The 14,447-nt window shown below is 59.4% G+C and carries 12 protein-coding genes and 1 pseudogene; 10 read left to right on the forward strand and 3 right to left on the reverse strand.

Going from position 1 to position 14,447, the window contains the following annotated elements; all coding sequences use genetic code 11:
• Nucleotides 1–6: 6 nt before the first annotated feature.
• The gene (locus QE432_RS01800) at nucleotides 7–1,212 is read right to left on the reverse strand and encodes an HlyD family secretion protein (protein ID WP_112497599.1); all 1,206 of its coding nucleotides are present in this window, start codon (nucleotides 1,210–1,212) and stop codon (nucleotides 7–9) included.
• A gap of 160 nt (nucleotides 1,213–1,372) precedes the next feature.
• Between QE432_RS01800 and QE432_RS01805 the strand changes: the two genes are divergently transcribed.
• The 5 genes and pseudogenes from QE432_RS01805 (at nucleotide 1,373) to lysS (ending at nucleotide 8,382) form a co-directional block, all read left to right on the forward strand.
• Nucleotides 1,373–2,059: a TetR/AcrR family transcriptional regulator gene (locus QE432_RS01805; protein ID WP_003516212.1), complete on the forward strand. Its 687-nt coding sequence runs from the start codon at nucleotides 1,373–1,375 to the stop codon at nucleotides 2,057–2,059.
• A gap of 182 nt (nucleotides 2,060–2,241) precedes the next feature.
• Complete coding sequence (locus QE432_RS01810) at nucleotides 2,242–3,000, forward strand: TerC family protein (protein WP_003516210.1); 759 nt, start codon at nucleotides 2,242–2,244, stop codon at nucleotides 2,998–3,000.
• Nucleotides 3,001–3,235: 235 nt separating this feature from the next.
• Nucleotides 3,236–5,008, forward strand: a complete 1,773-nt coding sequence (locus QE432_RS01815) for an SLC13 family permease (protein WP_003516208.1) — start codon at nucleotides 3,236–3,238, stop codon at nucleotides 5,006–5,008.
• Nucleotides 5,009–5,220: 212 nt separating this feature from the next.
• Nucleotides 5,221–6,678, forward strand: coding sequence for a glutamate--tRNA ligase (gltX, locus tag QE432_RS01820; RefSeq protein ID WP_013762321.1), 1,458 nt, complete (start codon nucleotides 5,221–5,223; stop codon nucleotides 6,676–6,678).
• 203 nt (nucleotides 6,679–6,881) lie between these two features.
• Nucleotides 6,882–8,382 (forward strand): annotated as a pseudogene (gene lysS / locus QE432_RS01825) (lysine--tRNA ligase).
• A 252-nt stretch (nucleotides 8,383–8,634) separates the two neighbouring features.
• On the opposite strand, the gene QE432_RS01830 reads toward lysS, so the two are convergent.
• Nucleotides 8,635–9,519, reverse strand: coding sequence for a hypothetical protein (locus tag QE432_RS01830; protein ID WP_174012456.1), 885 nt, complete (start codon nucleotides 9,517–9,519; stop codon nucleotides 8,635–8,637).
• A 314-nt stretch (nucleotides 9,520–9,833) separates the two neighbouring features.
• Between QE432_RS01830 and QE432_RS01835 the strand changes: the two genes are divergently transcribed.
• From QE432_RS01835 to QE432_RS01855, 5 genes are all read left to right on the forward strand, one after another.
• Nucleotides 9,834–10,724, forward strand: a complete 891-nt coding sequence (locus QE432_RS01835) for a metal ABC transporter substrate-binding protein (protein ID WP_013762318.1) — start codon at nucleotides 9,834–9,836, stop codon at nucleotides 10,722–10,724.
• Nucleotides 10,721–11,629: a manganese/iron ABC transporter ATP-binding protein gene (locus QE432_RS01840; protein ID WP_162729747.1), complete on the forward strand. Its 909-nt coding sequence runs from the start codon at nucleotides 10,721–10,723 to the stop codon at nucleotides 11,627–11,629. Before QE432_RS01835 ends, QE432_RS01840 begins: the two co-directional genes overlap by 4 nt.
• Complete coding sequence (locus tag QE432_RS01845; protein WP_003516197.1) at nucleotides 11,610–12,470, forward strand: metal ABC transporter permease; 861 nt, start codon at nucleotides 11,610–11,612, stop codon at nucleotides 12,468–12,470. Before QE432_RS01840 ends, QE432_RS01845 begins: the two co-directional genes overlap by 20 nt.
• Nucleotides 12,467–13,321 (forward strand): metal ABC transporter permease, encoded by an 855-nt coding sequence (locus tag QE432_RS01850; RefSeq protein WP_019566953.1) that lies wholly within the window; start codon nucleotides 12,467–12,469, stop codon nucleotides 13,319–13,321. The genes QE432_RS01845 and QE432_RS01850 overlap by 4 nt, the downstream gene beginning before the upstream one ends.
• A gap of 109 nt (nucleotides 13,322–13,430) precedes the next feature.
• Nucleotides 13,431–13,604, forward strand: coding sequence for a DUF1328 domain-containing protein (locus QE432_RS01855; RefSeq protein WP_003516193.1), 174 nt, complete (start codon nucleotides 13,431–13,433; stop codon nucleotides 13,602–13,604).
• 58 nt (nucleotides 13,605–13,662) lie between these two features.
• On the opposite strand, the gene QE432_RS01860 is transcribed toward QE432_RS01855, so the two are convergent.
• Nucleotides 13,663–14,394 (reverse strand): SDR family oxidoreductase, encoded by a 732-nt coding sequence (locus QE432_RS01860; protein ID WP_013762314.1) that lies wholly within the window; start codon nucleotides 14,392–14,394, stop codon nucleotides 13,663–13,665.
• Nucleotides 14,395–14,447: the final 53 nt, after the last annotated feature.

Consider the following 14,447-nt stretch of genomic DNA (forward strand, 5'->3'; position numbering starts at 1 on the left):
GTTGGCCTATGGGTTAACGTGCGCCGTTTTCGTGTTTTCCGGCGCCGTGCGGGTATCCACATCGACGACGACGCTCAGGCCCGCACGCAGATTGTGCTTGGCGAGATCTTCCTTTGAGAAGACGATACGCACCGGTACGCGCTGGATGACCTTGGTGAAGTTACCCGTGGCGTTTTCCGGCGGCAGCATCGAGAAGACCGAACCGGAACCGGGCGATATCGACTGGACCGTGCCCTCAATGGTCTCGTCGTCGAAAGCATCCACATGGACGCGGACCTTCGAACCGGGCACCACGCGGGCCAGCTGCGTTTCCTTGAAATTGGCGTCGATATAAAGCTCGTTCAACGGCACCAGCGAAGCAAGGCGCTTGCCGACCGAAACGAGATCGCCCGTCTGCACCGCCAGATTGCCGATAACGCCGTCATAAGGCGCTTTCAGCACGGTGAAGGCCAGATCGCGGGCCGCCTTGTCCTTGGAAAGCTGCAGCGAACGGATGGTGCTTTCGGCTTCCTCGCGCTGGGCGCGAAGAAGCTCGACATTGGCTTTCGCGGACGAGATCGCCGCCTCGCCGGCTACGACATTCGCCCTGGCCTGATCGAGCGCGACCTGCGCGCTGTCGGAAGCGGCAACGGTGCCGACATCCTTCGCCTGCAATTCGGTGGCGCGCTTCTGGGTGATTTCCGCGCCGCGAAGGGCCGCATCCAGAGCGCCCTTCTGGGCAACGGCCTGTTCCTGCGCTGCCTCGCCACCGATGATCTGCGCGTCGATGCGCTTCAGCGACAGTTCCTCAGTGCGGATCTGCGCGTCGGCCTGTTCAAGCGCGATGCGATAGTCGCCGTCATCCAGAGTAACCAGCGGATCACCCGCCTTGACTTCCTGGTTTTCGACAACGTTCACCTTGGCGATGTAACCCGAAACCTTGGGCGCGATGACCGCGATATCACCCTGAATGTAGGCGTCATCCGTCGAAACCATGAAGCGACCGTCGATCCACCAGTTATAACCGTACCAGCCGGCGCCAGCGAGAAGGGCGATCGCAAAGATCGGCAGAAGCGGCGAACGCTTCTTCTTCTTACGTGCGGCAATTGTCTGTGGCGGCTGTTGCGGCGGGGCCTCCACCGGCTTTGCCGGAGAGGTCTCAGCCTTGGCGGAAACGTCCGCCTCTTCCGCATCGTTGACGGCGCGAACCGCGCTATTCTTCTGGGCCGACATGAGATTGTACCGTGATAAATTGAAGAAAGTTTTTCGAACTGAACCGTTCGGTTCGATTGACATAATCCCTTTCCTGACACATATCAAGTGTAATCGAACTGATTGGTTCGACGTTCGGTTAATTTTTTTTACGCCATTGCAGTGCTAGGAACCGGTAACGATGGCAGGTGAAGACATGGATATGGAGACGGAAACCGAAACGGGCTGTCCGGGAAACCCCGCCGGGCGTTTTGCTGCGGGCGAAGACCCGGCCAAGCGTGAGCAGATTGTTGCCGGCGCCTGGCGCGTGTTCAAGCGCAAGGGCTTCGATGCCGCCAGCATGAACGACATCACGCGGGAAGCCGGCGTTTCCAAGGGAACGATCTATGTCTATTTCTCCAACAAGGAAGACCTGTTCGCCGCCCTTGTCGATCATCACCGCCAGGAATTCGCGACCTCCATGCGCAACATTCTGGCCGGCACCGAAGAGGTGCGCGACGGCCTGAAACAGTTCGGCAAGGCCTTCGCCAACAAGATGATCTGCTCCGAAATGATACCGGCCATGCGCTCGGTGATCGGCGTTATCGACCGCATGCCGAAGCTGGCGCAGCGTTTCTTCATCGCAGCACCCAACAACGTGCGCACCGTTCTTCAGGATTTCATCGAGCATCAGGTCTCGCTCGGCCATCTCAAGGTCGATGACGTCGAACTTGCCGCCCGGCAATATATCGAGCTTTCCACGGGAACTTTCTTCAAGCTGCGCCTGTTCGGAGAACTCGAAGGCCCGGTTCCCGAAGAGGAGCTGGACCGGGTGATCGACAGCGCCATCATGGTGTTCATGGCGGCTTACGGAACCGACAAGGCCTGAAATCATTCAGCAACGGGCGACCGGACCGGCAACGGCACGGGGCCTGATACGCGGTTTGCGCGAAATTTCGATGAAATCTTGCCTATCACAGGCGCGGTCTCCTTGTTTCTCGCGTATTGCGCTATAAATTCCACGAACCGAATGTTTCGGGTGGCCTTGTTGCTGAAAGGAAAAATTCCCTGATGGAGTCCGTTCTCCCTCTTCTGTCCGACCCCGCTGCCTGGGTGGCGCTGGTCACCCTGATCGTCATGGAGGTCGTGCTTGGCATCGACAACCTGATCTTCATCTCGATCCTCACCAACAAGCTTCCGCCTGAACAGCGCGAAAAAGCCCGCAAGATCGGCATCGGGCTTGCCTTGATCATGCGCCTCGGCCTTCTCGGCACTGTGGCCTGGATCGTGCAGCTCACCACGCCGGTCTTCGAAATCTTCGGCCACGCCTTCTCGTGGAAGGACATGATCCTCATCGCCGGCGGTCTCTTCCTGATGTGGAAGGCCACCAAGGAAATCCACCACAATGTCGATCCTGAAGATCACAAGGAAGACATGGTGGGCGGCCCGGTTGCGATGAATTTCGGCGCCGCCATCGGCCAGATCCTGCTGCTCGACCTCGTGTTCTCCGTGGACAGCATCATCACCGCCGTTGGCATGACACCGCATCTGCCGATCATGATCGTGGCCGTGATCTTTGCCGTTGCCGTGATGCTGCTCGCCGCAACGCCGCTCGCCAACTTTATCGAGCGCAACCCCACCATCGTCATGCTGGCACTCGCCTTCCTGATGATGATCGGCACGACCCTGATCGCCGAAGGCATGGGCTTCCATGTTCCCAAGGGCTACGTCTATGCCGCCATGGCGTTTTCGGCGCTGGTGGAACTGCTCAACATGCTGGCGCGTAACGCCAGACAGCGCAAGAAAGCACAGGCGGCCAAACCGCACTGATTGCCCTGACCGTCATGCCGGACCTGATCCGGCATCCCTTCAGCCCAAGCCCTTGGGCTGAAGGGACACTTTCCGCCGCGCCGACGCGCGGCGGCTGATACCGGCTCAAGGCCGGTATGACGCGAACGTGTGGAACGCGCCGGCCATTCGGAACCGCATGCCCCGCCTCGCGTTCTTCGACATCCCTACCGGAAGAGTCCGTCCCGCCGTCTCTCCTTCGAAAGCATAAGCAAGCATGACGACCGACCAGATCCTCGCCTTTACCGTGATCGCCGGCATGATGGTCGCGTTCATATGGGACAGGTTCCGCTATGATGTGGTCGCGTGCAGCGCGTTGCTGGTGGCTGTGGCGGTTGGGGTCGTGCCTTTCGACAAGGCGTTCTCCGGTTTCTCGGACGATATCGTCATCATCGTCGGCAGCGCGCTGATCGTCAGTTCGGCCGTGGCGCGTTCAGGGGTCGTCGATATGACGATCAAGAAATATTTCCCGGAGATGCACTCCAAAACCCTGCAACTGGCCTTTCTGATGATCGTCGTCGCCATCATGTCGGCCTTCATCAAGAACATCGGCGCGCTTGCCATCATGATGCCGGTTGCTTTCCAGTTCGCCCGCAAATCCGGCAGCCCTGTTTCCTATTATCTGATGCCCATGGCCTTCGCCGCCCTTCTGGGCGGGCTCATGACGCAGATCGGCACCTCGCCCAACATCGTCGTTTCCAGGCTGCGTGAGGAAATGACCGGGCAGAGCTTCTCGATGTTCGATTTCACCCCGGTCGGTGCCGGGCTGACCGTGATCGGCATCATCTTCCTGACCTTCGGTTACCGCCTGCTGCCGGTGCGCAACCGCCAGCAGGCATCGATGGAAGATATTCTGGACCAGTCGGCCTATACCGCCGAGGCGACGCTTCCCGCCGACAGCACATACGCCGACAAGCCGCTGCGGGAGCTGTTGAAACAGGCGGATGGCGACGTAATCGCCAGCACGATCCTGCGCGGACCCCGGCGTATCTCCCCCTTCCCCGATGTCAATCTGAAGCCGGGCGACACCATTCTTCTCGAAGGCAACCCGGAGGGCCTCGACCGCATCGTCTCGCAGGCCAAGCTGCTGCTGTCAGGCAAGCCGCTCACCGAGAACGGCCAGAAGACCGCCGACCTTATTTCCATGGAAGCGGTTATCAGCAACGAATCCGTTCTCAACGGGATTTCCGCGCGCGAACTGGCGCTGTCCTACACCCGCGGCGTCAATCTGATTGCAGTCAGCCGTCGCGGCCAGCGCGTCAGCCAGCGGCTCTCCGACCTGACCTTGCAGGCGGGCGACGTCATTCTCCTGCAGGGCAGCCGCAAGAACCTGCCACAGGTATTGCAGGAGTTTTCGCTGCTGCCCCTGGCGCAGCGGGAAATCCTGCTTGGAGTGCAGCGCCGCGCGCTTTTGCCCGTCATCGTGCTTGCCGCGGCCATGATTGCCGCCGGCAGCGGGCTGGTGCCGGTATCCGTCGCCTTTTTCGCCGCCGCCTTCCTGATGATCGTTGTCGGCGCGATACCGCTGACCGAAGTCTATAAATCGATCGACGGGCCGATCCTCGTCATGCTCGCCGCCCTCATTCCCGTCAGCGACAGTCTGCGCACCAGCGGCGCCAGCGAGCTGATCGCCGCCTGGCTCGGCCATGCCGCACAAGGACTGCCGCCCTTCGCAGCACTCGGCATGATCCTGTTGACTGCCATGGCGGTAACGCCCTTCCTCAACAATGCTGCAACCGTGCTGGTTATGGCACCCATCGCCGCCGGTTTCGCCACCACGCTCGGCTTTCGGCCGGAGGCCTTTCTGATGGCGGTGGCGATCGGCGCCGGCTGCGATTTCCTCACGCCCATCGGCCACCAGTGCAACACGCTGGTCATGGGTCCGGGCGGTTATCGGTTCAGCGATTATCCGCGCCTTGGACTGCCGCTGTCGATCATGATCGTCATTGCCAGCATTCCGATGCTGCTTTATGTCTGGCCGGTGAATTAGGGGCGGTTTACGCCCGGGCGAAGACAGCGCAAGCGCCATATTTCCTTGACGCCTGCGGCATAATATGGCCTAAGCCGATGCCGAACGGAAATATGCAAAAGTGCGTTCAACACGCCTTTCCGCACCCTTTCCCGCCGCATTCAAACGAAAACTTCGTGATAGAAGGGTGAAGCCGCCCCGATGTCACCACCCCGTCACGACGAGTGAATTTCATGACCACTTCCGGCGTTCGCGTCCGCATCGCACCTTCCCCCACCGGCGAGCCGCATGTCGGCACCGCTTACATCGCGCTGTTCAACTATCTCTTCGCCAAGAAACACGGCGGCGAGTTCATCCTGCGCATCGAGGATACCGACGCCACCCGCTCGACGCTGGAATATGAGCAGAAGGTTCTGGAGGCGCTGCGCTGGACCGGCCTCACCTGGTCGGAAGGCCCTGACGTCGGTGGCCCCTACGGTCCCTACCGCCAGTCCGAGCGCAAGCCGATGTACTGGCCCTATGCCGAAGAATTGCTGGAAAAAGGCCATGCCTTCCGCTGTTTCTGCACGCCCGAGCGGCTTGAGCAGATGCGCGAAGCGCAGCGCGCCGCTGGCAAGCCGCCAAAATATGACGGTCTCTGCCTCCACCTGAAGGCTGAAGAAGTGACCACCCGCGTCGCCGCCGGCGAAGCCAACGTCGTGCGCATGAAAATCCCGACCGAAGGTTCGTGCGATTTCCATGACGGCGTTTACGGCGATGTCTCGATCCCCTGGGATTCGGTTGACATGCAGGTGCTGATCAAGGCCGACGGCATGCCGACCTATCACATGGCAAACGTCATCGACGACCATCTGATGAAGATCACCCATGTGGCGCGCGGCGAAGAGTGGCTGGCTTCAGTGCCCAAGCACATCCTGCTTTACCGTTATTTCGGCTGGGACCAGCCGACGTTCATGCATCTTTCGCTGATGCGCAACGCCGACAAGTCGAAGCTTTCCAAGCGCAAGAACCCGACGTCGATCTCCTATTATTCCGCGCTCGGCTACCTGCCGGAAGCGCTGATGAACTTCCTCGGCCTGTTCTTCATCCAGATCGCCGAAGGCGAAGAGCTGCTGACCATGGAAGAGCTGGCCGCGAAGTTCGATCCGGAAGCACTTTCCAAGGCCGGCGCCATCTTCGATATCCAGAAGCTGGACTGGCTGAACGGCCGCTGGCTGCGCGAAAAGCTCACGCCTGAGGACTTCATTGCCCGCACGCTGGAATGGGCGATGGAAAATTCCCGCCTGACCGAAGGCCTGAAGCTTGCCCAGAGCCGCATTTCCAAGCTCGGCGAATTGCCAAACCTTGCCGGCTTCCTGCTTTCGAGCGACGTTGGCCTGACGCCCGCCTCCTTTGCCGGTCTCAAAAGCAAACCCGAGGAAATCCACGAAATCCTCACCACGGTTGCCACCGATCTGGAAAAAATGCCTGATTGGAACGTTGAAGCCATCGAGGCCGAGCTGCGCGACATTGCCGAACGCACGGGCAAGAAACTGCGCGTCGTCACGCCGCCGCTCTTCGTCGCCGTCTCCGGTTCCTCGCGCTCGCTGCCGCTGTTTGACTCGATGGCGCTGCTCGGCCGCTCCGTCGTGCGCCAGCGCCTGAAGGTCGCTATTGCCGTTGTGGCCACGATGGTTGGCAGCGGTGCTTGATGCCTGCCGGGGCGGGTTTTAAATCCACCCCTCATTCCTGCGCTTGTCACAGGAATCCAGCCACGGCGCGTCGGCGCCGTGAAAGAATGAATTGAGGTCTCCCGCGCCAAGGACTTGGGCGCACTGGATTCCTGTGACAAGCACAGGAATGAGGGATACGGGAGGCAATTGTCGCCGCGGCAACGCCGCAACAGGATTGAACAATGAACGACAAGACAACCGAAACCACCGCCCTTTCCTCCGACGCCACCGAAGTGCGCCGCCAGAAACTTGCGCTGCTGCGCGAGCAGATCGGCGATGTCTATCCGGCCCATTTCCATCGCACGCTGACCAATGCGGAGCTGGCGGAAAAATATGCCGATATCGAACCGGACACGGAAACCGGCGACACGGTAACGGTGGCGGGCCGCGTTTATTCGTCGCGCAATTCCGGCATGTTCATGGATATCCATGACGCCTCGGGCAAGGTGCAGATCTTCTCTCACAAAGATACGACGCCGGAAACGGCGCGCAATCTGCTGCCTATGATCGACATTGGCGACATCATCGGCGTAACCGGCAAGGTGCGCCGCACCAAGCGCGGCGAGCTGACGATCAACGCCGAAGAAATCACCATGCTCACCAAGTCGCTGCTGCCGATGCCGGAAAATATGGCACGGTGTCTCCGATATCGAGCTGCGTTACCGCAAGCGCCATCTCGATATTCTGGCGAACGAGGACTCCAAGCTGCGCTTCCTGCAGCGCTCGAAGATCCTGTCCGGCATCCGTCGCTTCATGGAGGCCGAAGGCTTCCTCGAAGTGGAAACGCCGATGCTGCAGACAGTTTATGGCGGTGCGACGGCCGATCCGTTCAAGACCTTCCACAACACGCTGAAGATGGACATGTATCTGCGCATCGCGCCGGAACTGTTCCTGAAGCGCACGCTGGTATCAGGTCTTTCCGACAAGGTGTTCGAAATCAACCGGAACTTCCGCAACGAAGGCGTCTCCACCCGGCACAATCCTGAATTCACCATGATGGAGTGCTATTGGGCCTATGCCGACTACGAAGACATCATGGGTCTCGTAGAGCGTCTGTTCGAGACGCTGGCGATTGCCCTCCACGGCACGACCGAGGTGGAATTCCAGGGCCAGACAATTTCCTTCAAGGGTCCGTTCAAGCGCGTGCCCATGCCTGATGCGGTGAAGGAAGCGACCGGCATTGACTTCCTTGCGATCAAGACTGACGAGGAAGCCCGCGCCGCCGCCAAGGCTGCCGGTTTCGCCGTCGAGAAGGACTGGACCTGGGGCGAATGCCTTGCCTTCATCTTCGAAGAGAAGGTCGAAGGTACGCTTATCCAGCCGAGCCACGTCACGCATTTCCCGAAGGATATCTCGCCCTTCGCCAAGGAAGTGCCGGGCGAACCGCGCCTCGTTGAGCGTTTTGAGAGCTATTGCAACGCCTGGGAAGTGGGCAATGCCTTCTCCGAACTCAACGATCCCGAAGAGCAGCGCCGCCGCATGGTGGAGCAGCTTGAGCAGGCCCATGCCCGCGGTGAAAAGGACAAGCAGCTGGACGACGAATTCCTCGACGCCATCGATCAGGGCATGCCACCCGCCGGCGGCCTCGGCATCGGTGTCGATCGCCTGATCATGCTCCTGACCAACGCCCCCTCGATCCGCGACGTCATCCTCTTCCCGGCCCGCCGCAACAAGGCGGACTAAGGATAATCAAGCGAAGGCGGCCGCATGGCCGCCCTTGCCCTCATGCGCCCGGTCTCTACCGAACATTGTGGCCCCTGTGGCAAAATTTCCTGCTAGATCGTCTCATGGCGCAGACGCGCAAAGGCTGGATGCCGGATCAGGTCCGGCATCACGAAAGAAGGCGCTGCGACGATATTTTACAAACGTCGGCACAGCCGTATCAATTTTCCAGATGGTTTTAGTTCCGAGGTGTCAGCAAGAGCTCAAACGCTCCTAATGCGACGCCTTCGCCTTCCCCGCAGCCGGCTCTTCCGCAGGCGCGCTCTCGGCCAGCTTCTCTTCCGCCGCCTGCGCGGTCGTTGTGCCTTTTCCGAAGATCAGTGATTTCAGATAGCTGATGCTGAAGATGCTGCCGCCATCGGCTTCCGGGGTCGAGGTCAGAAGTTCTTCGTCGGCTACGGGTTCGCCGTGGGCTTCCGCACCGGGTCCGCCCTCATGCGTTTGCGCCGGCGCAGCGTCGTGGCCGCCGTCGCCTTCGCCCTTGGTTTCGCCGTGTCCGCCCGCGCCTTTTGCGGCTTTTCCGCCATGCCCTTCGGGTGCGGCGTCCGAAGCGGGGGTTGCGCAGTCGGCGGCATCGCTCAGGCTTGCGGCCATTGCTTCGGCATCTTCCAGCGGCAGATCGATGCGCAGCCCGTAAAACTGGCCGCTGCCGTTTGATGCACCGTCGTAATAAAAGGCGGAATAACGCTGGGCATCGGCGCCTTCGGGAATTTTCGCAGGGTCGGCAATGAAGACCACCTGGGCCGCGATAGCGCGGCCGCGCATTTCCGAGCGCAATTGCGGGCCGTTTTTATCCAGCACGGAAACCTGGACCAGATCAGGCTTCTGTTTGTCGTAAACTGCCCTGGCGACACGCAGCGCTGTTTTCAACCGGTCCGTGCCGTTGCCGCCGTCAGTACGAATGAATTTGCGGACCCACAGGGAACCGTTCTTGCGGATGTTGACTGTCTGGACTGCGTCGCAGGAAAGCCCGTTGACGGAGGCATAGGTGGACCCGAGCAGCCGCTCGCTGCCGATAAACACGGCAGCAGAACCGGTCGCACCCGCCAAAAGCAGGATCCCGCCTCCGATCATAACGAGTTTGCGCGAAAACCGCATTCGTCCGAATACAGCCTTCACGCGCAAAATCCTGACATTCAGTACCCCGCCTATCGCCCTCACCCCGGAACGTGGCTCGAAGGATGAGGAACACACGCGGGATAAGCTCGGGACCTCGTTGTCCGAGCCTTGCGATAGTGCCGCTTTCTCATTGAAAAAAGTTTAATCCCCCCGGCGCCGTGCGGGCAAAAGCGCACCATTTTCAGACATTTTTGAAATCCGCTAAATTGCGAATGATTTGCAATAGCGTTGACAAGTGTGTTTCCATGACAGATGGTGTTGCGAGTTGATCGCAACAAAAATCGGTGACAGACGTGAATCTCCATAAAATCCGCCATGCCCTTTTTGCTTTTTCGCTTTTCCTGCCTGCTGCGGCTGTCGCGCAGGAAAAACCGAAGGTGGTGACCACCTTCACGATCATTGCCGATATGGCGCGCAATGTGGCGGGCGATGCGGCAGAGGTGGAGAGCATCACCAAGCCAGGCGCTGAAATTCACAACTACCAGCCGACGCCTCGCGACATTCTCAAGGCCCGCAAGGCTGATCTGGTGCTGCGCAACGGCCTCAATCTGGAATTGTGGTTCGAGAAGTTTCTGGCCAATCTTTCAGGCGTGCCTGATGTGACTGTCAGCGACGGCATCGAACCGATGGCGATCAATGGCGGGGCGTATCAGGGGAAACCCAACCCGCATGCCTGGATGTCACCCGATAACGCCTTGATCTATGTGGAAAATATCCGCAAAGGACTCGCTGGAATAGATCCCGCCCACGCCGAGATTTACGCCGCCAATGCCAAGGCCTATTCCGACAAGATCCGTGCCACTGTGCAGCCCATCCGCGATGAGCTTTCCGCGCTTCCTGAGAACAAGCGGTGGTTGGTCACGAGCGAGGGGGCGTTCTCCTATCTCGCCCGGGATTTCGGGCTGAAGGAACTGTTCCTGTGGCCGGTCAATGCCGACAGCCAGGGTACGCCGCAACAGGTGCGCGGCGTGATCGACGCCATGCGCGAACATAATATTCAGGTCATCTTCAGCGAAAGCACGGTTTCCGCCGATCCCGCCCGGCAGGTGGCCAAGGAAACCGGAGCGGCCTATGGCGGCATACTCTACGTGGATTCGCTGAGCGAGGCCGACGGCCCTGTTCCGACCTATCTCGACCTGCTGCGCGTGACGAGCAGCACCATCGCCAAAGGACTGTCTTCATGAGAATGGGCAGCAAAAAAAGCGGCGGCGGCCTGACGGTTCAAAATGCGACAGTGACCTATCGCAACGGCCACACCGCATTAAGAAATGCCAGCTTTTCCATTCCACGCGGTACGATCACTGCACTTGTCGGCGTCAACGGCGCCGGCAAGTCCACGATTTTCAAGGCAATCATGGGTTTTGTGCCGTTGGCCACCGGTTCTGTCTCTATTTTCGACCTACCCGTGAAGGATGCGCTCAGAAAAAACCTCGTCGCCTATGTGCCGCAAGCTGAAGAGGTGGACTGGAGTTTTCCCGTACTGGTTGAGGATGTGGTGATGATGGGCCGTTACGGCCACATGAACTTCTTCCGTATTCCGTCGAAACACGATCACGAGATGGTCGAGAGAGCGCTGACGCGCGTCAATATGCTTGATTATCGCAAGCGGCAGATCGGCGAGCTTTCCGGCGGACAGAAGAAGCGGGTGTTTCTGGCCCGCGCGCTGGCGCAGGAAGGTCAGGTTATCCTGCTGGATGAACCCTTCACCGGCGTCGACGTGACGACGGAAGAACAGATCGTCGCGCTGTTGAAGGCACTGCGTGAGGAGGGCCGCGTCATGCTGGTTTCCACCCATAATCTCGGTAGCGTACCGGAATTCTGCGATCGCGCCGTCTTCGTCAAGGGTACCGTTCTGGCGTCGGGCAAAACAGCGGACACCTTTAACGAAGAGAACCTGCAAAAAGCCTTTGGCGGCAGCTTGCGCCACTTCGTTCTCGGCGGGGCCGAACTGCATGATGATGCCGATCCGCGCCGGGTGAAGGTGATTACCGACGATGAGCGGCCTTTCGTGATCTACGGAAAGAACGGCCAGAACGGACATGATCCGCAGGCTCCGAAGGAAAAAGCCGATGATAAACAGCCTTCTTGAGCCTTTCACCTATGGCTACATGCTGAATGCCATCTGGGTCAGCGCACTTGTGGGCGGCGTCTGCGGCTTTCTTTCCGCTTATCTTATGCTAAAGGGCTGGTCGCTGATCGGCGACGCGCTCTCGCACGCCATCGTTCCCGGCGTTGCGGGCGCTTATATGCTGGGGCTGCCCTTTTCGCTCGGCGCCTTTCTTTCCGGCGGGCTTGCGGCTGGCTCGATGCTGTTCCTCAATCAGAAAACCCGGCTCAAGGAAGACGCAATCATCGGCCTGATCTTCACCTCGTTCTTCGGGCTGGGGCTGTTCATGGTGTCGCTGTCGCCCACCTCGATCAATATCCAGACCATCGTGCTTGGCAATATTCTGGCAATTACCACCGAAGACACGATACAGCTTGCCCTGATCGGCGGCATCAGCCTCATCGTACTGGCGCTGAAATGGCGCGACTTCATGGTGGTGTTCTTCGATGAGAACCATGCGCGCACAGTGGGGCTGAAACCGGAAGTGCTGAAAGTGATCTTCTTCACCCTGCTTGCCGCCTCCACGGTTGCAGCCCTTCAAACCGTCGGCGCCTTCCTTGTCGTTGCCATGGTGGTGACACCAGGCGCGACCGCCTATCTTCTGACCGACCGTTTCGAGCGGCTGATCCTGATGAGCCTCGTGATCGGCGCGACCACCAGCTTCGTCGGCGCTTATCTCAGCTACTTCCTCGACGGCGCCACCGGCGGCGTTATCGTCGTGCTGCAAACAGCGATCTTCCTTTCCGCTTTCGTGTTTGCACCCAAACACGGGCTGCTCGCTTCGCGCGCCAAAGCGCGCAAGGCACTGGGAGAAGCGCAATGAGCGAATATCTCGAACTCGCCATCCTGCCGTTTCAGCTGCCCTTCATGCAATATGCCTTCATCATCACCCTGATGATTGCCGTGCCGATGGCCATGCTCTCGTGTTTTCTGGTGCTGAAGGGCTGGTCGCTGATGGGGGACGCAGTTTCGCACGCCGTGCTGCCCGGCGTGGTGATTGCCTACATTGCCGGAATTCCCCTTTCCATCGGCGCCTTCACCGCCGGTATGATCTGCGCTCTCGGCACCGGTTTCATCAAGGAAAATAGCCGCATCAAGGAAGACACGGTGCTCGGCATCGTCTTTTCCGGCATGTTCGGGCTGGGTCTGGTGCTTTACGTGAAGGTGCAGAGCGACATGCATCTGGATCACATCCTCTTCGGCGACATGCTGGGCATTGCGCCTTCAGACATGCTGGAGACCGGGCTGATCGCGCTTTTTGCCACCCTGTTTCTCGGGGTGCTGCGCAAAGACCTGCTGGTCAATGCCTTCGATCCGCAGCATGCCAAGGCAATCGGCCTGCCCGTTCGCATCCTGCATTACGGTCTGCTGATGGTTTTGTCGCTTGCCGTGGTCGGCGCGCTGAAGGCTGTGGGTATCATCCTCTCCGTCGCAATGCTGGTCACCCCCGGCGCCATCGCCTTCCTGCTGGCGCGGCGCTTTTCCGCCATGCTCCTGGTCGCCATCTCGGTTGCGGTTCTCTCTTCGCTTGCAGGAATATGGCTAAGCTTCCTGATCGACAGCGCGCCAGCCCCGACCATTGTACTGTTCATGAGCCTGGCATTCGTCGCGACATTCATTCGCACCAGCCTCAAGGCCCGCCGGATCGACGCCGCCAATGAAACGGTGGTGTAAAAGAACGATTTTTGCGGGCGCGTGGAACATTTTCCCCTTTTGCGCGTCATTTTCATGAGCTTGCCCTCAAGCGGCAAACTCATGAAAATTAAGCGAAAGGGGAAGCTCCATGCTGAAATGGGCTCTTATTTTCTTTGTTATTTCGTTGATCGCGGGCGTATTCGGCTTTACCGGCATTTCGGCAGCGGCGTCGGGCATTGCCCGTATCCTGTTCTTCATCGCCGTCGTGATCTTCCTGGTCTTCCTCGTGCTTGCACTGATCGCTGGAAGCGTGGTGGCGTAATAAAAAAGGCGACCGGCTTTTGGGCCGGTCGCCTTCTCCTCTCTCCCGTATGGAATTATCAGCCTGTCCAGCCACCGTCGATCACATGGATCTGGCCAGTGGTGAAACCTGCCTCGTCCGAAGCGAGATAGGTGACGAGTGCGGCGATTTCTTCCGGCGTGGCAATGCGGCCCATAGGCTGGCGGGCAATGAAGTCGGCTAGGGCCTGTTCGTAATTGCCGGTGGCGCGCAGGCGGTCGTGCAAGGACGGGCTATCCACTGTGCCTGGGCAAATGGCGTTGCAGCGAATACCCTTGGTGACGAAATCAGCAGCAATTGCCTTGGTCAAACCGACAACAGCCGCCTTGGAGGCGGTGTAGGCGAAACGGTTCGGCACGCCCTTTACGCTGGATGCGACGGAGGACATGTTGACGATTGCGCCCTTACCCTTTTCCAGCATGCCTGGCAGAAAGGCGCGGCAGGTGCGGTACATGGCCTTGGCATTGAGGTCGAAGGAGAAATCCCAGTCCTTTTCCTCGCAATCGAGAATGGTGCCGGAATGAACGAAACCGGCACAGTTGAACAGAACATCCGCATGGCCGATATCGGCAGCAAAAGCCTTCACACCATCGCCATCCAGCACGTTCAGAACCCGCGTTTCCGCACCTTTCAGGGTCGAGAGCGCCTGCTCGTTGATATCAGTGGCGATGACGCGCGCACCGAGCGATATGAATCGCTCCGCCGTCGCACGGCCGATACCCTGGCCGGCTGCGGTGATTACCACTGTCCGCCCGTTAAAATCCTGCACCATGAATAGCCTCCCGCTACGGCGCACCCGCCCGCTGGGGCCGAGCCGCTGAATTT

The sequence above is a fragment of the Agrobacterium sp. SORGH_AS_0745 genome, assembly GCF_030818995.1.
In the GTDB taxonomy this organism is placed as follows: domain Bacteria; phylum Pseudomonadota; class Alphaproteobacteria; order Rhizobiales; family Rhizobiaceae; genus Agrobacterium; species Agrobacterium tumefaciens.